The 21,661-nt window shown below is 74.9% G+C and carries 24 protein-coding genes; 11 read left to right on the forward strand and 13 right to left on the reverse strand.

Annotated elements, in window-relative coordinates:
* Positions 1–69: 69 nt before the first annotated feature.
* The 3 genes from FB00_RS04510 (at position 70) to FB00_RS04520 (ending at position 2,948) form a co-directional block, all read left to right on the forward strand.
* Positions 70–1,716 carry an acyl-CoA dehydrogenase family protein gene (locus FB00_RS04510; protein ID WP_197088758.1) on the forward strand — a complete coding sequence of 549 codons (1,647 nt, stop codon included), beginning with the start codon at positions 70–72 and terminating at the stop codon, positions 1,714–1,716.
* Between the two features lie 147 nt (positions 1,717–1,863).
* A complete protein-coding gene (locus FB00_RS04515; protein ID WP_047231942.1) occupies positions 1,864–2,304 on the forward strand; it encodes a protein-tyrosine phosphatase family protein in 441 nt (146 codons plus the stop codon).
* A gap of 68 nt (positions 2,305–2,372) precedes the next feature.
* Positions 2,373–2,948: a DUF4240 domain-containing protein gene (locus FB00_RS04520; protein ID WP_047231717.1), complete on the forward strand. Its 576-nt coding sequence runs from the start codon at positions 2,373–2,375 to the stop codon at positions 2,946–2,948.
* 49 nt (positions 2,949–2,997) lie between these two features.
* On the opposite strand, the gene FB00_RS04525 is transcribed toward FB00_RS04520, so the two are convergent.
* From FB00_RS04525 to FB00_RS04535, 3 genes are all read right to left on the reverse strand, one after another.
* On the reverse strand, positions 2,998–4,386 hold the full coding sequence (locus tag FB00_RS04525) for an FAD-binding oxidoreductase (RefSeq protein ID WP_047231718.1): 1,389 nt from the start codon (positions 4,384–4,386) through the stop codon (positions 2,998–3,000).
* A gap of 118 nt (positions 4,387–4,504) precedes the next feature.
* Positions 4,505–5,302 (reverse strand): alpha/beta hydrolase, encoded by a 798-nt coding sequence (locus tag FB00_RS04530; protein ID WP_047231719.1) that lies wholly within the window; start codon positions 5,300–5,302, stop codon positions 4,505–4,507.
* A gap of 76 nt (positions 5,303–5,378) precedes the next feature.
* Positions 5,379–6,116: a hypothetical protein gene (locus FB00_RS04535; RefSeq protein WP_047231720.1), complete on the reverse strand. Its 738-nt coding sequence runs from the start codon at positions 6,114–6,116 to the stop codon at positions 5,379–5,381.
* A gap of 245 nt (positions 6,117–6,361) precedes the next feature.
* On the opposite strand from FB00_RS04535, the gene FB00_RS04540 reads away from it, so the two are divergent.
* Positions 6,362–7,423, forward strand: a complete 1,062-nt coding sequence (locus tag FB00_RS04540; RefSeq protein ID WP_047231721.1) for an iron-siderophore ABC transporter substrate-binding protein — start codon at positions 6,362–6,364, stop codon at positions 7,421–7,423.
* 43 nt (positions 7,424–7,466) lie between these two features.
* Here the strand turns inward: FB00_RS04540 and FB00_RS04545 are convergent, their stop codons facing one another.
* Positions 7,467–8,483 (reverse strand): 5'-3' exonuclease, encoded by a 1,017-nt coding sequence (locus FB00_RS04545; RefSeq protein ID WP_231581717.1) that lies wholly within the window; start codon positions 8,481–8,483, stop codon positions 7,467–7,469.
* Between the two features lie 121 nt (positions 8,484–8,604).
* Here FB00_RS04545 and FB00_RS04550 point away from each other — a divergent pair, with 121 nt between their 5' ends.
* On the forward strand, positions 8,605–8,895 hold the full coding sequence (locus FB00_RS04550) for a hypothetical protein (RefSeq protein WP_047231722.1): 291 nt from the start codon (positions 8,605–8,607) through the stop codon (positions 8,893–8,895).
* 10 nt (positions 8,896–8,905) lie between these two features.
* Here the strand turns inward: FB00_RS04550 and FB00_RS04555 are convergent, their stop codons facing one another.
* From FB00_RS04555 to FB00_RS04565, 3 genes are all read right to left on the reverse strand, one after another.
* Entirely contained in the window at positions 8,906–9,769 is an 864-nt protein-coding gene (locus tag FB00_RS04555; RefSeq protein WP_052877443.1) for a CPBP family intramembrane glutamic endopeptidase, read from the reverse strand.
* Positions 9,770–9,915: 146 nt separating this feature from the next.
* Complete coding sequence (locus tag FB00_RS04560; protein WP_047231723.1) at positions 9,916–10,443, reverse strand: hypothetical protein; 528 nt, start codon at positions 10,441–10,443, stop codon at positions 9,916–9,918.
* A gap of 33 nt (positions 10,444–10,476) precedes the next feature.
* Complete coding sequence (locus FB00_RS04565; RefSeq protein WP_197088748.1) at positions 10,477–10,842, reverse strand: ArsR/SmtB family transcription factor; 366 nt, start codon at positions 10,840–10,842, stop codon at positions 10,477–10,479.
* Positions 10,843–10,926: 84 nt separating this feature from the next.
* Here FB00_RS04565 and FB00_RS04570 point away from each other — a divergent pair, with 84 nt between their 5' ends.
* Complete coding sequence (locus FB00_RS04570; protein WP_047231725.1) at positions 10,927–12,345, forward strand: FAD-dependent oxidoreductase; 1,419 nt, start codon at positions 10,927–10,929, stop codon at positions 12,343–12,345.
* A 50-nt stretch (positions 12,346–12,395) separates the two neighbouring features.
* Here the strand turns inward: FB00_RS04570 and FB00_RS04575 are convergent, their stop codons facing one another.
* Genes FB00_RS04575 through arsB form a run of 3 tightly spaced genes read right to left on the reverse strand, consistent with a single transcriptional unit; the run spans position 12,396 to position 14,973 of the window.
* Positions 12,396–12,833, reverse strand: a complete 438-nt coding sequence (locus FB00_RS04575) for an arsenate reductase ArsC (protein WP_047231726.1) — start codon at positions 12,831–12,833, stop codon at positions 12,396–12,398.
* A gap of 17 nt (positions 12,834–12,850) precedes the next feature.
* Positions 12,851–13,870: a metalloregulator ArsR/SmtB family transcription factor gene (locus FB00_RS04580; protein WP_047231727.1), complete on the reverse strand. Its 1,020-nt coding sequence runs from the start codon at positions 13,868–13,870 to the stop codon at positions 12,851–12,853.
* The gene (gene arsB, locus FB00_RS04585) at positions 13,867–14,973 is read right to left on the reverse strand and encodes an ACR3 family arsenite efflux transporter (protein WP_047231728.1); all 1,107 of its coding nucleotides are present in this window, start codon (positions 14,971–14,973) and stop codon (positions 13,867–13,869) included. Before arsB ends, FB00_RS04580 begins: the two co-directional genes overlap by 4 nt.
* A gap of 263 nt (positions 14,974–15,236) precedes the next feature.
* On the opposite strand from arsB, the gene FB00_RS22265 reads away from it, so the two are divergent.
* The 4 genes from FB00_RS22265 to FB00_RS04605 all read left to right on the forward strand — a co-directional run bounded on the left by FB00_RS22265 (position 15,237) and on the right by FB00_RS04605 (position 16,722).
* Entirely contained in the window at positions 15,237–15,452 is a 216-nt protein-coding gene (locus tag FB00_RS22265) for a hypothetical protein (RefSeq protein WP_047231729.1), read from the forward strand.
* A 57-nt stretch (positions 15,453–15,509) separates the two neighbouring features.
* Positions 15,510–15,749, forward strand: a complete 240-nt coding sequence (locus tag FB00_RS22270) for a DUF1254 domain-containing protein (RefSeq protein ID WP_269429996.1) — start codon at positions 15,510–15,512, stop codon at positions 15,747–15,749.
* Between the two features lie 62 nt (positions 15,750–15,811).
* Entirely contained in the window at positions 15,812–16,255 is a 444-nt protein-coding gene (locus FB00_RS04600; RefSeq protein WP_047231731.1) for an acetyltransferase, read from the forward strand.
* Between the two features lie 89 nt (positions 16,256–16,344).
* The gene (locus tag FB00_RS04605) at positions 16,345–16,722 is read left to right on the forward strand and encodes a VOC family protein (RefSeq protein WP_047231732.1); all 378 of its coding nucleotides are present in this window, start codon (positions 16,345–16,347) and stop codon (positions 16,720–16,722) included.
* Between the two features lie 69 nt (positions 16,723–16,791).
* On the opposite strand, the gene FB00_RS04610 is transcribed toward FB00_RS04605, so the two are convergent.
* From FB00_RS04610 to FB00_RS04620, 3 genes are all read right to left on the reverse strand, one after another.
* Positions 16,792–17,463 carry a response regulator transcription factor gene (locus tag FB00_RS04610; protein ID WP_047231733.1) on the reverse strand — a complete coding sequence of 224 codons (672 nt, stop codon included), beginning with the start codon at positions 17,461–17,463 and terminating at the stop codon, positions 16,792–16,794.
* Entirely contained in the window at positions 17,460–19,472 is a 2,013-nt protein-coding gene (locus tag FB00_RS04615; RefSeq protein WP_197088749.1) for a sensor histidine kinase, read from the reverse strand. The genes FB00_RS04610 and FB00_RS04615 overlap by 4 nt, the downstream gene beginning before the upstream one ends.
* A 170-nt stretch (positions 19,473–19,642) precedes the next feature.
* Positions 19,643–20,338 (reverse strand): hypothetical protein, encoded by a 696-nt coding sequence (locus tag FB00_RS04620; RefSeq protein ID WP_047231734.1) that lies wholly within the window; start codon positions 20,336–20,338, stop codon positions 19,643–19,645.
* 218 nt (positions 20,339–20,556) lie between these two features.
* Between FB00_RS04620 and FB00_RS04625 the strand changes: the two genes are divergently transcribed.
* Positions 20,557–21,639, forward strand: coding sequence for a DUF389 domain-containing protein (locus FB00_RS04625; RefSeq protein ID WP_082140997.1), 1,083 nt, complete (start codon positions 20,557–20,559; stop codon positions 21,637–21,639).
* Positions 21,640–21,661: the final 22 nt, after the last annotated feature.

Here is a 21,661-nt window from a genome sequence, read left to right on the forward strand (position 1 = left end):
CCTGCCGCGGTCACCGTCTCGCACCCGGCCGCGACGGCGTCGCACCCCGCGCCCCACGTCACCCACCGGGTGACGAACCAGCCGCCCGAGCGCGAGGGGGTCAACGAGTACCTCGACCACCCCGTGCTGCGCGAGGCTGTGCACGCCTACGGCGGCGCGTGGGGGGAGGAGCGGCTCGTCGCGGTCGGCGCGCTCGTCGGGTCGGGCGACTTCCAGCGCGCGGCCGAGCTCGCGAACGTCCACGAGCCCGTGCTGCGCACGCACGACCGCCGCGGGAACCGCGTCGACGAGGTCGAGTACCACCCGGCGTACCACGAGGTGATCGGGGCGGCCGTCGCGCACGGCGCGCACACCAGCGCGTGGGCGGAGCCCGGGCCGGGGGCGAACGTCGTGCGGGGGGCGGTGTTCTCGCTGTTCGCGCAGGTCGAGCCGGGTCACGCGTGCCCGGTCTCCATGACGCACGCGGCGGTGCCGTCGCTGCGTCACGCGCCGGGGCTCGCCGCGGTGTGGGAGCCGCGCCTGCTGTCCCGCGGGTACGACGGCGCCCTCGCGGCCCTGGCGAGCAAGCCCGGCGCGCTCGTCGGCATGGCGATGACGGAGAAGCAGGGCGGCTCGGACGTGCGCGCGAACGCGACGACGGCCGTGCCCGCCGGGGCGGACGGCGCGTACCTGCTCACGGGGCACAAGTGGTTCTGCTCGGCGCCGATGTCGGACGCGTTCCTCGTGCTCGCCCAGGTCCCGGGTGAGACCGCGCGCGGCGGCGACGCCGCGCCGTCGTGCTTCCTCGTGCCGCGCGTCCTGGAGGTCGGCACGCGCAACGTCTTCCGCATCCAGCGCCTCAAGGAGAAGCTCGGCAACCGGTCGAACGCGTCGTCGGAGATCGAGCTCGACGGCACGGTCGGGTTCCTCGTCGGGGAGCCCGGGCGCGGCGTGCGGACGATCATCGAGATGGTGTCGCGCACCCGGCTCGACTGCGTGCACGGCTCGGCCGCGGGCATGCGCCAGGCGGTCACCGAGGCCCTGTGGCACGCGCGGCACCGCAGCGCGTTCGGCGCGGCGCTCGTGGACCAGCCCGCCATGACCGCGGTCCTCGCCGACCTCGCGCTCGAGTCCGAGGCCGCGACCCTCACCTCGGTGCGCCTCGCCGCCGCGCACGACGGCGAGTCCGAGCACGACCGCGCGTTCCGCCGCCTCGCGACGGCCGTGAGCAAGTACTGGGTGTGCAAGCGCGGCCCGCACCACGCGTACGAGGCGATGGAGTGCCTCGGCGGCAACGGGTACACCGAGGCGTTCCCTCTTGCGCGCCGCTACCGCGAGCAGCCGGTCATGGCGATCTGGGAGGGGTCGGGCAACGTCATCGCGCTCGACGTGCTGCGCGCCATGGGCCGCGAGCCGGAGTCGGTCGCCGCGTTCGAGGCCGAGCTGGGCACGACGGCGGGCGCGCACCCCCTCCTCGACGCGCACGTCGAGCGCACGCGTCGCCTGCTCGCGGAGGTCGCGGGGGCCGACGCCGGGGCGCAGCAGGCGCAGGCCCGCCGGGTCGTGGAGTCGCTCGCGCTCGCGCTCCAGGCGTCGCTCGTGGTGCGGCACGCGCCGTCGGCCACCGCGGACGCGTTCGTCGCGGCGCGCCTCGGGGAGGACCGAGGGCACGGCTACGGCGTCCTGCCACGGGGCACCGACGCGCACGCGATCCTCGCCCGGCACGCTGGGGCATGACCGGCGGCCGGCTCGCGTCGGGAGCACCACTCTCGTCCCGCTCGGCTACGGTCTCCGAGAGCGGTGGCCCGGGATCGAGGCCGTGATCGGGCCGTACCAGAAGGGGTCCTCGCGTCGGTGGGCACCCTCGTCGGCGAGGAGGGGCACATGGGTTCGTGGGAGCGGGGCGACGGCGTCGTCGAGCTGCCCGACGGGCGGCGCGTGCGGGGTCGCGGGCTGCGCTCGGGGACGCCCGGGCCGGGCGACGAGCCGGAGCTCGGCGTCTACCTCACCGGAAGGCGGCCGCCGTCGCAGCCCTGGGAGTCGCGCTGGGTCCGGTGGCCGGACTTCGCGCTGCCGCGGTCCACGCCGGACGCCGTCGCGGTGCTGCGCGAGGCGTACGAGCGGGCGGCCGACGAGCGCGTGGAGGTCGCCTGCGGGGGTGGGACCGGCCGCACCGGCACGGCGCTCGCGCTCCTCGCGGTCTGGGGCGGCGTCCGTCCCGACGACGCCGTCGCCTGGGTCCGCGCGCACTACCGGCCCCGCGCGGTCGAGACGCCGTGGCAGCGCCGCTGGGTCCGCCGCACCAGGGACCGCACGGTCTCGTAGACCCAGGTCCGGACCACCGGCGCCACCGGGGACCAGCGTCTGTGGGTGACCGGCCGTACCGTCCGGCCATGGATCGAGAGACCTTCTGGGAGATCGTCGACGCCGCGCGTGACCGGGCGGGCGCGGGTGCGGACGACCGCGGCGCCGAGGACGACCCGCTGCCCGGCGTCCTGACCGACCTGCTCGTCGAGCGGCTGAGCCCGGACGAGATCCTCGCGTTCGCCGACGTCGCCGGTGCCGTGGCGCGCGACGCCTACGCGTGGCCGGTGTGGGGAGCGGCGTACCTCGTCGAAGGCGGGTGCAGCGACGACGGCTTCATGGACTTCCGCGACGGGCTCGTCCTCGCGGGTCGTGCGTCGTTCGAGCGTGCGGTCGCCGACCCGGACTCCCTCGCCGACCACCCCGTCGTCGCCGCGATGGCCGACGGCGGGTCGCCCTGGTTGGGGTTCGAGTCGCTGGACTCGCTCGTGGGGGACGCGTGGTCCCGCGCAACCGGCGAGGACGACGAGGCGTACTACGCGGCCCGGGAGCGGACGTCGTCGGGCCACGCCCTCGCCGAGCCCGCCGGCGAGCAGTGGGACTTCGACAACGACGAGGAGAACGCGCGTCGCCTCCCGCGGCTCACCACGCTCTTCGCGGTGTGACCGGCACGGGCCGGGGCGCCTCCCCCGGGCGCCGGGGGAGGCGGCGAGGTCAGACCCGCCAGGCGAAGAGGCCCGTCGGGTCGTAGGCAGACCGGACCGACGCGAGCCGCGCCGCCGTCTCCGGCGGCCAGGCCCGCGCGAGCGTCTCGTCCGTCCAGGGACCGGGCAGGAAGTTGATGTTCGTCTCCGTCGCGGCCCACGGCTGCGACCACTGCGCGAACGTGGCTGCCGTCTCGATCATGTCCGGCACGCGCGGCGGGTTCACCCCGACCAGGCTGAGCAGGAACCCGGCCGTCCGCCCGCCCGCGGCGGACCCGCCGTCGACGTCGCGGGCACCGGCCGCGCCGACGTGCCGCAGCTCGGCCGCGACGAACGGGGACCCGCTGCCCGGCCCGAGCTCGGCGAGGAACCGGTCGAGGAACGCCCCGTCCACCTCCCGCAGGCCGGCGCCGTAGACCCACGACGGGCCGGCGTCCTCGGGGTCGTTGTGGATCGTCGCGACGGCGGTCGTCGGGATCTCCCCGACCGCGTCGGCCATGACCGGGGCGAGGGCCCGCAACGGCGCAGCCAGGCGCTCGCCCTCCGCGGCGTCGCCCGGGTAGGCGAAGCGCAGGGTGAGCACCGTGCGACCACGCAGGTGCTCCGGGATGAACGGCAGGTCCGGGAGGGCGAGCACGACGGCCGACGTCGTGACGTCGTCGGGCGCGGTCGCGGTCCAGGCGACCCAGCCGCGCAGCACGTCCTCGATGTGCGAGGCGTCGAACGTGAGCGACCCGGCGTACAGGGTGCGCAGCGGCGCGAGCTCGACGTCGATCCGCGTCACCACGCCCAGACCGCCCTTGCCGCCGCGCAGCGCCCAGAACAGGTCCGGCTCGGAGTGCGCGCTCGCCTCGACGACCGAGCCGTCGGCCAGCACCACCCGGAAGCCCCGGACCCAGTCCGTCGTGAGCCCGTGGCTGCGCGTGAGCGGGCCGAAGCCACCCCCGAGCGTGTACCCGACGACGCCGACGCCCGTGGACGACCCCGTGACGGGGAGCAGGCCGTGCTCCGCCGCCGCCTCGACCACGGACTTCCAGCGCGTGCCCGCGGCGATGCGGGCGACCCGTGTCCCCGGGTCGATCTCGACGCCCGCGAGGTCGCTCGTGCCGAGGACCAGGCCGTCCGTGACGGGCGAGGCCGCGCCGTGGCCCGTCGCATGGGCGCGCACCCGCAGCCCGTGGTGGGACGCGAACCGGACCGCCTCCACGACGTCGGCCTCCGTCGCGGCGAGCACCGCGAGGTCGGGGTCGTGCACGACGAGCGTGCTGTGGGCGGCGACGGCCTCCGCGGCGGTGGGGCCGCCGTCGGGCAGGTCGCCCCGGGCGAGGACACGCCCGGTGAGGCGGTCGCGCAGCGCGGTGACCTCGGTGGGCGGGAGCGTGGTGGCAGAGGTGGTCATGGTGGTGGTCCCCTTCGTCGCGGTGTGCGCGCCTCCCGACAGTAGGTGCGCTCACCCACACGACGACGCGCGGGCACGGTGTGTGACACGTGGCCCGAGGGGTAGAGAGGGCGCGACGTCAGTTTCGTGGCGTCCCCGGCAGCGGCAGCCAGTCGAGGACGTCCTGGATCGTGCGGTCCCAGAAGCCCCACTCGTGCGTGCCGGGCGAGAACTCCGACCGCAGCGCGACGCCGGACTCGCGCGCGACCTGCTCGAACGCCCGGTTGCCGTCGACGAGGAAGTCCTCCGTCCCGCACGCGAGGAACAGGTCCGGCAGGTCCGCGGTGCGCCCCTCGGCGGCCGCCCGGCGCAGGAGCGCGAGCAGGTCGTCGTCCGAGCCCGCGATCTCGCGGTCGCCGAACACGCGCTCGATGTCCGGCAGCCGGCGCTCGCGGTACGACTCGTCGGCGAGGTCGAGGACCCCTGACAGGCTCGCCGCGGCCGCGAACCGCTCGGGCTGGCGCAGCGCCCACCGGAACGCGCCGTAGCCGCCCATCGACAGGCCCGCGACGAACGAGTCCTCGCGCCGCGACGACACCCGGAAGAACTGGCCGACCAGGCTCGGCAGCTCCTCCGACAGGAACGTCCAGTACCGGTGCCCGTGCACCTCGTCGGCGTAGAAGCTGCGCTCCACGCGCGGCATGACGACGGCGAGCCCCCGGTCGGCGACGTACCGCTCGATCGACGTCCGGCGCGTCCAGATCGTCTCGTCGTCGCTCATGCCGTGCAGCAGGTACAGCACCGGTGCGCCCTCGGTGCGGGCGCTCGCGGACCCGGTCATCCCGATCTGGGTCGTCGTGGCCTGCGGGAGCACGACGGTCATCGTCGTGCTCACCTCGAGCACGTCGGAGTAGAAGGAGCAGCGGACGAGGGCCACGGGGTCGCCTCCAGGGGTCGTTCGGGTCGCCCGGGGCGGGTGCCCGACGACGCCCGCCCAGTCTGCCGGACCGCCGTCAGGGCGCGGTGCGCGCCGCGTGGTCGGCGCGCCCGCGGGCGAGGAAGGACGGCCGCCGCCCGAGGAGAGGCTCGTGCCCGGTGAAGGCCACCGCGAAGAGGAACGTGACGATCACGCTCAGGGCGACGAGCTCGCCGCCGTCCTCGAGGGTCGTGAGCGGGACGTCGAAGGCGGGGATCTCCAGGATCGTGTGGTGGACGGCGTCCAGGACGATCCCGAGCAGCACGAGGACGCCGAACAGCACGACGAGCACCGCGGACACGGCGCGGTCCCGGGCCGCGGCGCGCACGTGGGTGACCGCGACGACCGTCAGCAGGACGAGTCCGACGCCGCCGGTCCAGACGAGCTCGCCCACGTCGTTGGCGAGGGATCCGAGGGCGGGGACGCGCTCGGCGAACGCCGCGCCGAACCGCTCGTGCAGCTGGAACCAGTCGTCCGCGAGCAGGTAGCCGCACACGAGCGCCCAGGCCGCGAGCACGGCGGCCCGACGACGGACGGCGAGCAGGGCCGCGAGCGCGCCCGCCCAGAGCGACTTCAGGTACTGGACGAGCTCGCCGTAGCCGCGGTCCACACCGAGGTCGAACGTGTAGCCCGACGGCTCCCCGAAGATCTTGAGCGACAGGTGGAGCCCGATGAGGGCGATGTCGGCGAGGAGCAGGAGCGCGAGCAGCCCACCGACGGGCGCGGCGCCCGTCCCGAGAAGTGCTGCGCCGACGGCGCGTCCGGGCACGGGCATGGGTCCTCCTGGTCGTCCTGCGGAGCGCCGGTCGTCGTCACGCGGCGCAGGGTGACGACGATGACGACACCTCATGAACGACGGGTGAACGCCGTGCGACGTCGAGATGGCCGCTGCCGAGGGGAGGCGGAGCGTCGTGTGAGGCATCGCACGACCCCGCGCGGCTCGATCCCTTGGGAATGAGGCTAGCCTTACCTTGCTCTGCCGCCGCGCCCGGCGGCGCCACCGTTCCCCTGGGAGAGTCCATGCGTCGTCCGACGTCCTCCGCCTCGCGCCGCGCCCCCGCGGTGGCCACCCTCGCGCTCGGCGCGCTCGTGCTCGCCGGCTGCTCCGCGGGGGCCGACGACGGCGCCGCCGCCGACGACGCGTCCACGACCCCGGCCGTGGGCGGCGCCTTCCCGGTGACGATCGAGAGCGCCCTGGGCGACGCCGTCATCCCCGAGCAGCCCGAGCGGGTCGTGACCTGGGGCTGGTCGACGCAGGACGCGGTCCTCGCGCTCGGGGTCGTCCCCGTCGCGATGCCGCGCAACGACTACGGCGGCGGCGAGGCCGGGATCCTGCCGTGGGACGAGGACGCGATCGACGAGCTCGGCGGGGAGACACCGACCCTGCTGTCCGGATCGGACACGGGCGAGGTCCCGTTCGAGGAGATCGCCGCCGCCCAGCCCGACGTCATCCTCGCGCCCTACTCCGGCATCACGCAGGAGGAGTTCGACCGGCTGTCCGAGGTCGCGCCCGTCGTCGCGTACCCGGACCAGCCGTGGGCGCTGCCGTGGCAGGACCAGCTCGAGATCGTCGGGACGGCGCTCGGCAAGAGCGACGAGGCGGCGGCGCTCCAGGCCGAGACCGACGAGTACGTCTCCTCCCTCGCCGGCGAGCACCCGGAGCTCGACGGCACCACGTTCGTCTACGCGGCCGCCAACACCCCGGGCACGCTCAACGTCTTCCGGGCGGACGACCCGCGCGTCGACCTGCTCGAGGACATGGGCATGACGCTCAGCCCGAGCGTCGCCGAGCTCGACGCGTCGCCCGACGACGGCACGTACTTCTACGGGCTCAGCGAGGAGCGCCTCGGCGAGATCGAGACCGACGTCCTCGTCATGTACTTCGGCAGCCAGGACGAGGTCGACGCCTTCACGGCGCTGCCGTCCGTCGGCGCGATGGAGTCCGTGCAGCAGGGCCGGTTCGCCCCGATCGTCGGCGAGTCGTTCGTCATGGCGAGCAGCGCCCCGACCGTGCTCTCCATCCCGTGGATGCTCGACCAGTACGTCCCGCAGCTCGCCGAGGCGGCCGCCGCGGCGAAGTGAGTAGCGCGGCCGCGTCGTGCGCGACGCGGCCGCGACGGCAGCCTCAGCGGCCCAGGACGTCCAGCAGGCGCCGGACCGACGTCCCGAGGCCCCACCGCTCGGTGAGCTCCGCGAGCGCGTCGGGGTCCGCGGGGGCGGTGGGGAGCGCGTCGTGGAACTCCCCGACGGGCGCGTCCGGGGCGACGCGCACCACGAGCGGGGCGACCTCCAGGTAGGCGGCCGCCTCGGTGAGCCGACGGCGCTGCGTCGCCGTCAGGCCGGGGTCGCCCGCCTCGCGCGCGGCGAGCACGCCCGCGAGGTCGCCGAACTTCGCGAGCAGCGCGACCGCCGTCTTCTCCCCGATGCCGGGCACCCCCGGCAGGCCGTCGCTCGGGTCGCCGCGCAGCACCGCCATGTCCGCGTACGCCGCGCCGGTCGTGATCCCGTACCGCTCGGCGAGGCGTGCCTGGTCGACGACGTCGAGGTTCCGCACACCCTTCGTCGGGTAGAGGATGCGCACGCCCGCGGCGTCGTCGACGAGCTGGAACAGGTCGCGGTCGCCGGTGACGACCTCGACGGCGGCACGTCCCGACGGGTCTGGCGCCGTCCCCTCGGCCGCGCGCCGCGCGACCTCGCGCGCGGTGAGCGTGCCGATGACGTCGTCGGCCTCGTAGCCCGCCGCGCCGACGCGCGCGATCCCCAGCGCCGCGAGCACGTCGACGATCACGGGGACCTGCGCGACCAGCTTCTCGGGGACCTCCTCGACGCCCGTGGTCCCGGGGACCTTCTCGGCCACCCGGTGGGCCTTGTAGGTCGGGATGGCCTCGACGCGGAACGCCGGGCGCCAGTCGACGTCCCAGCACGCGACGAGGCGCGACGGACGACGGTCCGTGACGAGCGTCGCGATCATGTCGAGCAGGCCGCGCACCGCATTGACCGGCGTGCCGTCGGGGGCCTTGATCGAGTCGGGCACCCCGAAGAACGCGCGGAAGTACAGGCTCGCGGTGTCGAGCAGCATGAGCTCGCCGCCCGCCGTCGCGGGGGTGCTCGAGGGGGCGCCGTCGTCCGTGCTCTGCGTCATGCCGCCATCCTGCCGCACGGCCCCGACACCCGGCCCGCGGTGGTGCCACGGTCCTGCCCGCGCCGTCGGGCGACGCACGCGGTTCACTGGTGCCGTCGACTGCTGCACGGAGGTGAGTGTCATGTCCACGACGACGCGACGAGGAGCCGGTGCGGCTCTCGCCCTCGCGGTGATCCTGCTCCTCGGGGCGTGCGCGGCCGGGCCGAACGTCGCCGCGAGCCCCGGCGGCTACGGGTTCTGGTGGGGGCTGTGGCAGGGCATGATCCTGCCGTTCACGTTCATCGTGTCCCTCTTCACCGACACGGTGAGCATCTACGAGGTCGACAACAACGGGAATTGGTACGACGTCGGGTTCATGCTCGGCATCGCCCTGTTCTCCGGGCCGGTGATCGCGCTGCGCCGCCGGTCCTGACGGCCGCGCCTCAGCCCCGTGCCACCGCGGGCTTCCCCACGCGTCCCGAGACGAGGAAGATCGCCAGGACCGCCATGGCGACGAAGACGACGTTGAACGTCCCGGCGAGCGCGACGAGCGCCTCGGAACCGGCGTTCGCGCCGTGCGTGTCGACGCCGCCCGTCGCGAGCATCGTCGTGGGGTCGGTCGCGGCGTGCAGCAGGATGGCGGGCACGATGCTGCCGGTGACGCGCATCGAGAGGTACATCATGGTGCCGAACCCGAACGCGAAGACGACCGTCGTACCCACGGTCAGGAGGTTCTGCCCCGAGACCAGGTTCGACGCGTGCAGGAACCCGAAGAGGAGCGACGACAGCACCATCACGGCCTTCTCGCCGTAGCCGGCCCGGCGGAGCATCGTGACCGCGACGCCGCGCGTCAGGACCTCCTCGGCGAACCCGATGCACAGGCCGAGCGCGAAGACGGTGAGGATCACCGTGACGTCGTACGACGACCAGCTCGTGCCCGCGACGTGCAGCACGATCGGGACGAGCACCAGGACGACCGCGACCCACATCCAGGGGCGTCCGGCGATCGGTTGCGGGCCGAGCACCTCGCGCCGCCAGCGCATCGTGGACAGGAACGCGACGAGCAGCAGGCTCATGACGAGGATCGGGAGGAGCAGCCCGAAGAACACGGAGCCGGACGAGTCGAGGAGCTCCTCGGCGCGGTCCGGACCCAGGCCCGTGGCGCCCACGAGCCACCCGATACCGAGGTACACCGCGAGGTAGAGCACCGCGAAGAGGAACGCGCGCCACCACCCGCCGCGGTCCCAGAACCGCTGCCAGCCCGACCGCGGGGTGGCCTGCTCGATCGATCCCGTCACCTCGGTCATGGGTGCTCCTCGTTCGTCGTCGCACGGCCGTCGGCGCCGGCCGATCGGTGCGAACGAGCGCGACCGACACGCCGAGCGTAGGGAGCGGACGCGGGGTGCGCGCGGCGAAGCGGCGAGCCGCGTGCCGGGGAGAGGCGGTTGGGACGTCAGGGAGGGGTGGAGGCACGGCGGCCCGGGTGGGCGTCACGAGGCGGCCTCCGGCGGCGCACCGCCGCGACGACGAGCGGGAGCCCGACGAGCGTGGGCAGGAACCAGAACGACCAGTCCGGGAGGCGCTCCCAGAGCGGCAGGTGGGGACCGTTGTCGACGTAGAACGCGGTGAGCATCGCCACGTACGCGACCGACATGAGCACGAGGTGCGCGGCGTCGCTCCCGTGTCGGCGGCGGTTGCGCCAGCCGGCGACCCCCGCGGTGAGGGCGACCGCGCCCAGGACGACGAGATGGACCGTGGCAGGCCACCGGATCACCGCCATGACAGACATGGTGACGAACAGCGCGACCAGGCCGCCGAGGAAGGTGCGCCCCGCACGGACGTGCCAGGTGCCGCCCTTGCGGGACAGCATCGCGACGAGCCCGGCGACCACCGAGGTGATGCCGGCCGCGACGTGCACCAACAGGGCGGTGTCGAAGATCGGGCCGGCGTCGGGGACCGGGAGGCCGGGGATGTCGATCACGGCCGCCTCCGGGAGGCGAGTGGTTCCGTCGGGTCAGCGGGTGGCGGCGGTCTCGGCGAGGGAGCCCGCGAGCCGGGCGAGCGCGCCGGGGACGAGCGAGTAGTACGCCCAGCGGCCGCGCTGCTCGCGGGTGAGCAGACCGGCGTCGACCAGGATCTTCAGGTGGTGGCTCACGGTCGGCTGGGAGAGGCCGACCGGCTCGGTGAGGTCGCACACGCACGCCTCGCTGCCGTCCTGCGCAGCGACGATCGCGAGGAGCTGGACCCGGGCGGGGTCCGCGAGGGCCTTGAAGGTGCGGGCGAGCTCGCGCGCGGTCTCGGGGTCGACGGCCTGCGTGACGGGTCCGCAGCAGCCGGCGCCGTCGCCGACCGGCGCGAGGGTCAGTTCGGTCGTCGTCATGCCCACCATCGTCGCACAGATTGACAACCTTCGATATGTGCTCGACGATGCTCATATCGACAACCTTCAATGCGAGGAGTGGTGATGGTCGAGGTGGTGCGGGACGAGCTCCCGGTCGTGGTGATCGGGGCGGGTCCGGTGGGTCTGGCGGCGGCGGCGCACCTGCTGGAGCGCGGGCTGGAGACGATCGTGCTCGAGGCGGGCGAGGGGCCTGGAGCGGCCGTGGCGTCGTGGGGCCACGTGCGGTTGTTCTCGCCGTGGCGCTATGACGTCGACGCCGCGGCACGGCGCCTGCTGGAGCCGACGGGCTGGGTCGAGCCGGACCCGGACGCCTTGCCGACCGGAGGGGAGCTCGTTCAGCGGTACCTCGCGCCGCTCGCCGCGACGCCTCAGATCGCGCCGCGTCTGCGCACCGGCACACGGGTGCTCGCCGTCGCTCGCGACGGGGCGGACAGGACGCGCTCGCTCGGCCGGGGCCGCCGCGCCTACCGCGTGCGGACGGTCGGTGCCGACGGCGCGGTGCGCGACGTGCTGGCCCGCGCCGTGGTCGACGCGTCGGGCACGTTCTCGACGTCGAACCCGCTGGGGGCCTCGGGCCTGCCCGCCGTGGGCGAGGTGGAGTCCGCGGCGTTCCTGACCGGTCCGCTGCCGGACGTGCTCGGCGCCCAGCACGACCGGTTCGCCGGTCGCGACACGCTCGTCGTCGGGATGGGGCACTCCGCGGCGAACACGCTCCTGAGCCTGGTCGAGCTCTCCGAGTCCGAGCCGGGCACCACGATCACGTGGGCGATCCGCGGCGGGTCCGCGCGGCGCCTGTTCGGCGGCGGCTCCGACGACGAGCTTCCCGCCCGCGGGCTGCTCGGCACGCGCCTGCGGGCCGCCGTGGAGGCGGGGCGCCTGACGCTGCTCACGCGCGTCTCGATCGAACGGCTCGTGCCCGGCGCCGGGACCGTCCAGGTGCTGGGGACCACGCGGGACGGCGCCCTGAACCTCGAGGTGCACCAGATCGTCGACGCGACGGGCTTCCGGCCGGACCTGGACATGCTGCGCGAGGTGCGCCTCGACCTGGACCCGGTCGTGGAGGCGCCCCGGGCGCTGGCGCCGCTCATCGACCCGAACCAGCACTCCTGCGGCACCGTGCCCCCGCACGGGGAGCAGGTGCTGGCCCACCCGGACGACGGGTTCTACCTCGCCGGCATGAAGTCCTACGGCCGTGCGCCGACGTTCCTGCTCGCCACGGGCTATGAGCAGGTGCGCTCGATCGCCGCGGCACTGGCCGGGGACAGGGCCGCGGCGGACGCAGTCGAGCTGAACCTGCCCGCGACCGGGGTCTGCTCGACCGACCTGGCCCTGGAGACCGACCGCGCGAGCGCAGCCGGGTCGTGCTGTGGCACCGCGCCGTCCGAGCCGCAGCTCGTCACCCTCGGGGTCGGGGCGCCCGGTGGTGTCGGGTTCGCGACCGGCGTCGTGCACGGCCGCTCGGGCGACGCGGACCACGGCTGAGCGCCCGGCCGCGCGTCGGGTCCGGGTGGGACCGGCGCGCGGCCGGCTCCTCAGCCGCGCGGCAGAGCGACCGGGGCGACGCCGAGCTCGTCGAGGAGCGTCAGCACGCGGGTGCGGATCTGGTCGCGGATGGGGCGGACGGCGTCGATGCCCTGGCCCGCCGGGTCCTCCAGGGCCCAGTCCTCGTACCGCTTGCCGGGGAAGATCGGGCAGGCGTCGCCGCAGCCCATGGTGATGACGACGTCGGACGCCTGGACGGCCTCGGTCGTGAGGACCTTGGGCTGCTCGGCACGGAGGTCGATGCCCTCCTCGAGCATGGCGTCGACGGCGACGGGGTTGATCTGGTCGGCCGGGGCGGACCCGGCGGAGCGGACCTCGACGGCGCCGCCGGACAGGGCGCGCAGGTACCCGGCGGCCATCTGGGACCGGCCGGCGTTGTGGACGCACACGAACAGGGCGGACGGCTTCGCGGTGGTGCTCTCGGTCATGATGATGTCTCCCGGGATCAGAGGGTCGGGCTGGCGGGCAGGTCGAGGTCGGGCAGGAGGTCGGCGAGCAGGGTGCGCACGCGGGTGTCGAGCTCGTCGCGGATCGCGGCGACCCCGACCGGGGACGCCAGGGCGGGGTCGCCCACGAGCCAGTCCTCGTACCGCGTACCGGGCAGGACCGGGCACACGTCTCCGCACCCCATCGTGATCACGACGTCGGCGGCGCGGACGGCGTCGTCGGTCAGCGGCTTGGGGTAGGCCTCGCCCTCGGTGGTGCCGAGCGCGGCGAGCTCGGGACGCACCGCGGGGTGCACGTCCGCGGCCGGGGTCGACCCGGCCGAGCGCACCACGACCCTCTCGCCGGCGTATCGGCGGACCAGGGCGGCGGCGAGCTGGGAGCGTCCGGCGTTGGCGACGCAGACGAACAGCACCTGCGGGCGTGCGCCGGCCTCTCGGGTGAGGTCGGCCAGGCGCTGGCGGGCGAAGCGCTCGGTGAGGGTGAGCAGGTGCGCGGAGACCGTGGCCGAGCGGGCCAGGGCCGTGTAGGACTCGCGCACGGTGCGCAGCACGACGCCGGGCTCCAGGCCTGGGTGCCGGGGGGCGAGGTCGGTCGCGAGCCGGTCGAGCGCCGCGTCGACGTCCTCCAGCCCGGTGAGCTCGTGCGGTCCGACCAGGGCCTCGAGCGCGGCGGGGGCGAACGACTCCAGCAGGGTGGAGACCGCGGCCTTGTACCCGGGCGCGATGCGGTACCAGACCCAGGTGCCGCGCCGCTCGGAGGTCAGGACGCCGACGTCGCGGAGCACCTTCAGGTGGTGGGAGACGGTCGGCTGCGAGACGTCCGTGAGCGCGGCGAGGTCGCACACGCACGCCTCGCCGGCCGCAGAGGTCGCGATGAAGGAGAGCATGCGCAGGCGTAGCGGCTCGGCGAGGGCCTTGAGCGTCGTGGCCACGGCGCCGGCGACCTGGGCGCCGATGGCGTGGGACTCGACCTGCGGGGTGCAATCGGGGTTCGTGACGGTCAGGGGGGTGGTGGTCATGACCTCACCTCTTCCAGCTCGGGTGCTCGGGTCGTGGGGGCGTGGGGGTCGACGCCGAACCAGCGGCGCGCGAGCCACAGGGAGACGTAGACGAGGCCCACCAGGACGGGGACCTCGATGAGCGGGCCGACGACACCTGCGAGTGCCTGGCCGGAGGTGGCGCCGAAGGTGCCGATGGCGACGGCGATCGCGAGCTCGAAGTTGTTGCCTGCGGCGGTGAACGCGAGCGTCGTGGATCGTGCGTAGCCGAGCGCGAGCATCTTGCCCACGGTGATGCCGATGCCCCACATGGCGGCGAAGTAGACCAGCAGCGGCAGGGCGATGCGGGCGACGTCGAGCGGGTGGGAGGTGACGGCCTCGCCCTGGAGGGCGAAGAGCAGCACGATCGTGAACAGCAGCCCGTACAGCGCCCACGGCCCGACGGCGGGCAGGAACCGGTCCTCGTACCAGGCTCGGCCCTGGGCGCGCTCACCGACCAGGCGCGAGGCGAACCCGGCGGCCAGCGGCACGCCGAGGAAGACGAGCACGTTGAGCGCGATCTGCCCCACCGACACGTCCAGGCCCTGGGTGTCCAGGCCCAGCCACCCGGGCAGCACCGTGAGGTAGAACCAGCCGAGCAGGGAGAAGGCGACGACCTGGAACACGGAGTTGATCGCGACCAGCACCGCCGCGGCCTCCCGGTCACCGCACGCGAGGTCGTTCCAGATCACGACCATGGCGATGCACCGGGCCAGGCCGACGATGATCAGGCCGGTGCGGTACTCGGGCAGGTCCGGCAGGAAGGTCCAGGCGAGGGCGAACATCAGCGCCGGCCCGACCAGCCAGTTCAGCACGAGCGAGGAGACCAGGAGCCGCGTGTCGCCGGTGACCGCACCCACCCGGTCGTAGCGGACCTTGGCCAGCACCGGGTACATCATCACGAGCAGGCCGAGGGCGATCGGGACGGAGATCCCGCCGATCTCCAGCGCGGCGAGCACGTCGGACAGCGCGGGGACGAACCGGCCCAGGACCAGCCCCGCGACCATCGCGAGCCCGATCCACACCGGCAGCCACCGGTCCAGCGTCGACAGCCGCCCGCGCGTGGCCTGGGTGGGGTCGTTCACGCGAGAACCTCGATGCAGCCCTCGACGTCCCGGCCGAGCTCGCGGAGGGCGGGCTTGGTCGTGAAGAGCCCCGCGCGTCCTGACGCGACCGCGCTTTGCTGTATTGACATGTCTCTATGTTGACAGTCGTCGATTTAGGCGCGCAAGTCACTCGGGTGCGGCTGCGACCGGGGATCACGCGGATCACATGATGGCGACGGGCGCGCGCGCTGGTTCTGATGGGTTCGTGACGGATGCCGACGGTCGGCACCAGGGAGGACGGCATGGGTCTCGACGTCCGGTCCGGCTACAACACGACGATCCCGGCCCACATCACCACACCGGACCGGGTGGCGACGAGCATCGGCGAGCTGCGGTTCGTCGACGGCGTCCCCACGCCCGAGACGGCGTCGCGGGTCTTCGACCACCTCGACCTGGTGCGGGGCGTCGAGGCGTTCCTCGGGTGCATCCCGGCCGCGTCGCTGGAGGGGATGCGGTGAGGGACCGCCGAGGTCGCGGGGGACGCGTGCCACCAGGGCGCGATCGCCGACCGCCTGCTGGACTCCGACCCCTTGTTCCTCACCGGCAACACCGACACGGTGTACGCGATCGTCATGCTCGACCTCGAGCGCGACGGCCCGACGGTCATCGAGGAACCGGGCGAGCTCGCCGCGAACTGGGTCCAGACCGTGCCGGGCAAGGGGTGGTTCGTCCTGCTGCGCCTCTACGGCCCCCTCGAGACCTGGTTCGACGGCACCTGGCGCCCCGGCGACGTCGAACCGCTGAGCGTCCCCTGACGCCGACGTGTCGACCAGCAATCCGCTTGAACCAGCAAGGTCCGGGGCGGGAGGCTCGTGCCATGGTCGACCTCCCGCTCCGCCCGGCACGCCCCGACGACACCGCCGCGCTGGTGGACGTGTGGCGCCGGGCCGTCGAGGCCACGCACGACTTCCTCACCCCGGACGACATAGCCGAGCTGGAGGTCGGGGTGCGCGACGAGTACCTCGCGGCCGTCGACGTGACCGTCGCGGAGCGTGCCGGCCGCGTAGCGGGGTTCGTCGGGACGGTCGGGCACCGCGTCGAGATGCTGTTCGTCGACCCGGACCTCCACGGGCAGGGGCTCGGCCGCGCGCTGCTGGCCCACGTCGGCCGGGACCACCCGGTGCTCGAGCTGGACGTCAACGAGCAGAACCCGTCCGCGCTCGGCTTCTACCGTGCGCAGGGTTTCGAGGTCACGGGCCGCTCCGCGACGGACGACCAGGGCCGCCCGTTCCCGCTGCTGCACCTGCGCCGGGAGGCGTGAGGCCGGTCCGCGACCGATGAGCGGGCGGGCCCCGACCGGTCGACCCTGGGGAGAGCGGGCCGCCGGCCCGCGCGACCCCAGGAGGAGACATGCTCGGCAAGGCGTTCAGCGGGTTCTCGGTCGACGACGTCGAGGCGGCGCGGCAGTTCTACGGTGACCGGCTCGGGCTCACCGTCGAGGGCGACGACCTGCTGTGGCTCCGGGTGACCGGCGACTCGGGCGTGCTCGTCTACCCCAAGGGCGACGCCCACGAGCCCGCGTCGTTCACCGTCCTCAACTTCCCGGTCGACGACGTCCCCGGCACCGTCGCGGCCCTGCGCGAGCGCGGCGTCGTGTTCGAGAAGTACGCGGGGACCCCGGTCGAGACGGACGACGACTTCGTGTTCCGCGGCGGCGGCCCGCTCATCGCGTGGTTCACGGACCCGGCCGGGAACGTGCTGTCGGTCATCCAGGACGACGACGCCTGAGAGCGCCGGGCCTTCCGAACCAGGGCTCTACCTCGCGCAACCAGGGTTCTACCTCGCGTGACCACGGTTCTACCTCGCGGCGCCGAGGCCCTCCTCGCGGGCTCGGACGATCGCGGCGGAGCGGTCGCGGACCGCGAGCTTGGCGAGCACGTTCGCGACGTGGTTGCGCACGGTCTTGGGGCTGAGCACGAGGCGGCGCGAGATGGAGGCGTTGTCGAGCCCGGCGGCGACGAGGTCGAGCACCTCGCGCTCGCGGTCGGTGAGCTGCGGGAACGGCACGCGCGCGGCGGTGCGCCCGCCCACGACGTACGCCATGGCCCGGTCGGCGACGGGCGGGGACAGGATCATCGCGCCGTCGGCGACCGCGTGGACGGCGCGCTCGACCTCGGCGGGGCTCGCGGACTTCACGAGGAACCCGCGCGCCCCGGCGCGGACGGCCGCGACGACGGCGTCGTCGTCCTCGTGCATCGTCACGACGAGCACGCGCGCGGCCGGGTCGGCCCGCACGAGGTCGCGCGTCACGTCCACGCCCGAACCGTCCCCGAGGTCGAGGTCCATGAGCACGACGTCGGGCACCGCCCCGGGCGCGGTCTCCGCGCCCGGGTCCAGCCCGAGCAGGGTGCGCGCCTCGGCGGCGGACGCCGCCTGCCCGACGACGCCGACGCCGTCGAACGAGTCCAGCAACGCCGCCATCCCGAGCCGGAACACGGGATGGTCGTCCACGACCGCGACCCGGATCACGACGCGCCCTCCCGCGCGAGCGCCCCGGCCGGGACGAGCGGGAGGGTCGCGCGCACGCGCGTGCCCGGGCGCTCGCCGTCTGCCCGCACGGCGGCGACCTCGAGCCGCCCGCCGAGCTCGTCGGCGCGCTCGCGCAGCGACCGGGAGCCGACGCCGCGGGTCGCGTCGGGCGCGATGCCGCGCCCGTCGTCCTCGCACGTGAGGACGACGCAGCCGTCGCCGAGCCGGACGGTCAGGCGGCACTCCCCGGCGCCGGAGTGCCGCGCCGCGTTGACGACGCTCTCGCTCGCGATCGCATAGGCGGCCGCGGCGACGCGTGGGTCGAGGCCGTCGCACGGGTCGCAGCGCACGTCCACGACGAACCCGCCGAGCGCCTGACGGCCCGCGAGCTCCCCGAGCGCGACCTCCAGCCCGTGCTCGTCGAGCGACGGCGGCAGGAGGCTGCGGGAGAGCGCGCGGACGTCCTCGACGCGCTGCGCCACCTCGGCGCCGAGCGCGTCGAGCACGGCGGCGGCCGCGGCCGGGTCGGTCTCGAGCGTGTTCCGTGCGCCCTGGAGGCCCAGGCGCAGGCCGACGAGCCACGGCCCGACGCCGTCGTGCAGCTCCCGGCGGATCACGCGCCGCTCGGCGAGACGCGCGCGGGTCGTCGCGTCGCGCGCCTCCTCGAGCTCGCGCGCGCCCTGGGCGAGCGCGAGTCCGGCGCCGAGCACGGGGAGGAGCTGGTCGAGCGCGTCCCGGGTGCGCGCGTCGAGCCGCTCGCCGGCCCGGGCGACGACGTGGACGCGGCCGAGCACCCGCCCGCCGTGCGTCACGGGGAGCGAGGCCGTCTGCCCGGTCGCGCGGGACGTCGGCCCGGCCCAGGCCAGGCCGGGCAGGTCCTCGGCGGCGCCGGACTCCGCCGGGTGGTCCGGGGCGCGCTCGATCGTCACGCTCTCGAGGCGCAGCGCCTCGCGCACGCCGACGGCGAGGCTCACGACGAGGTCGTCGGCGGTCGACGCCGACGACAGGTGCCTGCCGACGCTCAGCGCGGCGCGGCCCGGGTCGTTGCCCTCCCCGTAGACGAGCGTGCGGACCCGGTGCCGCAGCCACGCGTGCAGGGGCTGCACGGCGAGCGCCACGCCGACCGCGGCGAGGACCTGTGCGGCGGGGCCGTCGACGACCGTCGTCGCGAGCACGACGACCACGGCGTAGACGACGGCGAGGCCCACGGCGAGCATGGCGGCGACGGTCGCGCGCGACAGCACGAGGTCGATGCCCCACAGCCGGTTGCGCAGCACGCACACGAGGATCGCGGCGGGGAAGAGCGCCTGGCACGCGAGGTGCGTGAGGGGGAGCGCGAGGAGCGCGTCGGGGCTGGCCCACGTCCCGAGCAGCGGGAGGAACGACAGCGCCATGAGCGCGGTCCCGAGGGCGAGCAGACCCAGGCCGCGGCGTTCCTCGACCGGCCCGCGGCGCCAGCGCCACGCGGTGGCGGTGGCCGTGACGAGCCCCATGACGACGACGCCGACGATCGCGGGGCGCGGGTCGTCCGTGGGGGCGAGGAAGAAGAACGCGATGGACGCGACGCCGCCCGCGACGCCGCACCACGCGCCCGCGCCGAGCCGCCCGCCGCGCACGAACCACGGGACGAGGACGAACAGCCCGACCGTCCCGGGGACCCACGCCCACCCGTAGGCGTCCGCGAGCGGCGTCAGCGGCGGCAGGCCGGGGTGGGTCGACGCGTAGCTGCGCCACGCGCCGCCCAGGGCGGCGACCCCGCCGCCGATGCCGGCGAGCGCGACGAGCCACCCGACGACGTGCGGCCGCCGCACGAGGATCACGGCGGCGACGGTCCCGTAGACGAGGGCGACGGTCGCGTCGACGACGACGAACAGCAGGTCGCCGAGCAGCAGCGGCACCCCGGACGTGAGCTGGAGCGCGAGCGCGGACACGCCGAGCACCCAGGCGAGGACGCCGATCGTCCAGCCCGTGCGGGGCATCCCGGCGCGGCCGGGCCCGGGGTCGGCCACGGGCCCACGGTAGGGCCGCGGCACGCGCGGCGAGAAGGGCCCCGGCGGGAGATCACCCGGCCGCGGCCGACGGCGAGATCGGCGGTCCGTGCCGAGGTCGGCGGTCCGGACCGCCGACCTCGACCGGACGTGCCGATCTCGCCGCGTGCTGCCGATCTCGCGCGTCGCGCTCAGCGCCGGTCCCCGAGCGCGAAGCCGAGCGCGGTGACGAGGAGCCAGATCGGCCCGACGAAGCCCGCCATGTACTGCAGCGGCGACACGCCCGTGAGGAGCGCGAGCCCGCCGAGCACGAACCCGACGACGCCGATCCAGCGCGGCGCGGCCGCGTGCCGCAGGGCGGCGACGCCGAGCGCGACGCCCGCGACGCCCGCGCCGACCCACAGCCAGGGGATCGTCGCGACCCAGTCGCTGTAGAACGCGCCCGACTCGGGGACGATGAGCGCCGTGTCGCCGAGGCCGAAGAGGAACTGCGTGTCCAGGCCCGAACCGAGCAGCCCGGCGACCGAGACGAGCACGAGGCCCCAGCCCGCGACGGTCGGCAGGAGCGAACCGGCGGGCGCCTGCGCGTCGAGCCGGCGCTTGAGGCCCGCGGCGAACACGAGCACGAGCAGCGCGCACGCGATCGTCGCGGTGTGGAACACGATCTGGGTTCCCGTGCGGCCCGCGAGGTCGGCGACGATCGCGTCGGCGTCGCCCGCGGTCTCCTCCCAGTTCACGCCGAGCGCCATCGAGGACTGGATCGAGACCAGGCCCAGGACCCCGGCGACGACGCCGGTCCAGGCCCACGCGCGGGGCGTCGTGCCGCGCGAGCGGCGGGTCGGGTCGCCGGCGAGCGGCGACGGGGCGGTGAGCGAGCTGTCCTGCATGGGACGACCTTCCGTTCGGGCCGCCCATCCCGCGGCCGGGGCCCGCCACGTGCCGCAGCGGTCCCCGCAGGCTCGACCGGGCGGCGTCCCGGGCCCCAGGGGCAGGTGTCCCGACCTCCCGGGCAGATCCCCGCGACGCTCCGGTGGCACCCCGCGGCCCGCGACCATAGCGTCAGGTCGCCCGGTGAGCCGGTCACCGGCCGAGCGCGGGAGGCGGCATGACGGTGCCCTCGGACGGCGACCGACACGGAGCGGTCACCGACCCGACCACGGCGACGGCCCCCGCTCCGCCGGGCCGGGTCCTCCGGCTCCTCGTCCCCGCCGCCCAGCGCCGTCCGCTCGCCGACGTCGCCGACCGGCTCGACCTCGACGTCGGCGACGTGCGGGCCAAGCGGTCCGCGTTCTGGACCATGCTCGTGCTCTCGGGCGTGATCGCTGTCGCGGGCGTCGTCACCGACTCCACGGCGACCGTCATCGGCGCGATGATCATCGCGCCGCTGTCGACGCCGATCCTCGGGATCGGGCTGGGCGTCGTCGCCGGCGAGCCGGCCAAGGTCGGACGGTCCGCGGCGTACGTCGTCGGCGGCCTCGCCCTCGTCGTCGCGATCGGGATGCTCGTGACCCTCGTGCTCCCTGCGACCACCGACGTCCTGTCCAACTCCCAGGTGACCGGCCGGACGTCGCCCGGCGTCGGCGACCTGGCCGCGGCGTTCGCGACCGGGTTCGCCGGGGCGATCGCGCTCGCACGTCGCGACCTGGGCGACGTGCTGCCGGGCATCGCCATCGCGATCTCCCTCGTCCCGCCGCTCGGCGTCGTCGGGGTCAGCCTGGGAGAGGGGCAGCCCGCGCTGGCCGCCGGCGCGCTGCTGCTCTTCGTCTCGAACGCCGTCGCGCTCGTCGTCGCCGCGACCGTCGTCTTCTCCGGTGCGGGGTACCTCGGGGAGGCGCGCGCGGCGCGTTCCGGCGCACCCGCGCCGCGTCGTCGCGTCGCCGTGGTCGTCGCGCTCGTCGCGGTCCTCGTCGTCGCCGTCCCCATGGCGGCGAACACCGTGCAGGCGGCGCTCGCCGACGTCTGGCTCGGTCAGACGCGCGCCGCCGCGGAGGAGTGGCTGTCCGGGACGGACCACGCGTCCGTCGACTCCGTGCGGTGGGAGGGGCAGGACCTCGTCGTCGAGGTGCGCAGCCCCGGGAGCCTGCCCGACGTCGCGACGCTCCAGGAGCAGGTGGACGAGCTCGTCCCCTGGGACCCGCACGTCGTCGTCGTCCACACCGTCGGTGAGCGCGTCGACCCCGCGGACTGAGGGCTCGTCGCGCGCTCCGGAC

The sequence above is a fragment of the Cellulosimicrobium funkei genome (genome assembly GCF_001019615.1).
GTDB lineage: Bacteria > Actinomycetota > Actinomycetes > Actinomycetales > Cellulomonadaceae > Cellulosimicrobium > Cellulosimicrobium cellulans_E.

Excerpts from the sequence above, each read along its gene's own strand:
- FB00_RS04515 (WP_047231942.1), top strand. The coding sequence starts at position 1,864 with ATGGGTTCGTGGGAGCGGGGCGACGGCGTCGTCGAGCTGCCCGACGGG.
- FB00_RS04520 (WP_047231717.1), top strand. The coding sequence starts at position 2,373 with ATGGATCGAGAGACCTTCTGGGAGATCGTCGACGCCGCGCGTGACCGG.
- FB00_RS04525 (WP_047231718.1), bottom strand. The coding sequence starts at position 4,386 with ATGACCACCTCTGCCACCACGCTCCCGCCCACCGAGGTCACCGCGCTG.
- FB00_RS04535 (WP_047231720.1), bottom strand. The coding sequence starts at position 6,116 with ATGCCCGTGCCCGGACGCGCCGTCGGCGCAGCACTTCTCGGGACGGGC.
- FB00_RS04540 (WP_047231721.1), top strand. The coding sequence starts at position 6,362 with ATGCGTCGTCCGACGTCCTCCGCCTCGCGCCGCGCCCCCGCGGTGGCC.
- FB00_RS04545 (WP_231581717.1), bottom strand. The coding sequence starts at position 8,483 with ATGACGCAGAGCACGGACGACGGCGCCCCCTCGAGCACCCCCGCGACG.
- FB00_RS04550 (WP_047231722.1), top strand. The coding sequence starts at position 8,605 with ATGTCCACGACGACGCGACGAGGAGCCGGTGCGGCTCTCGCCCTCGCG.
- FB00_RS04555 (WP_052877443.1), bottom strand. The coding sequence starts at position 9,769 with ATGACCGAGGTGACGGGATCGATCGAGCAGGCCACCCCGCGGTCGGGC.
- FB00_RS04565 (WP_197088748.1), bottom strand. The coding sequence starts at position 10,842 with ATGACGACGACCGAACTGACCCTCGCGCCGGTCGGCGACGGCGCCGGC.
- FB00_RS04570 (WP_047231725.1), top strand. The coding sequence starts at position 10,927 with ATGGTCGAGGTGGTGCGGGACGAGCTCCCGGTCGTGGTGATCGGGGCG.
- FB00_RS04575 (WP_047231726.1), bottom strand. The coding sequence starts at position 12,833 with ATGACCGAGAGCACCACCGCGAAGCCGTCCGCCCTGTTCGTGTGCGTC.
- FB00_RS04580 (WP_047231727.1), bottom strand. The coding sequence starts at position 13,870 with ATGACCACCACCCCCCTGACCGTCACGAACCCCGATTGCACCCCGCAG.
- FB00_RS22265 (WP_047231729.1), top strand. The coding sequence starts at position 15,237 with ATGGGTCTCGACGTCCGGTCCGGCTACAACACGACGATCCCGGCCCAC.
- FB00_RS04600 (WP_047231731.1), top strand. The coding sequence starts at position 15,812 with ATGGTCGACCTCCCGCTCCGCCCGGCACGCCCCGACGACACCGCCGCG.
- FB00_RS04605 (WP_047231732.1), top strand. The coding sequence starts at position 16,345 with ATGCTCGGCAAGGCGTTCAGCGGGTTCTCGGTCGACGACGTCGAGGCG.
- FB00_RS04620 (WP_047231734.1), bottom strand. The coding sequence starts at position 20,338 with ATGCAGGACAGCTCGCTCACCGCCCCGTCGCCGCTCGCCGGCGACCCG.
- FB00_RS04625 (WP_082140997.1), top strand. The coding sequence starts at position 20,557 with ATGACGGTGCCCTCGGACGGCGACCGACACGGAGCGGTCACCGACCCG.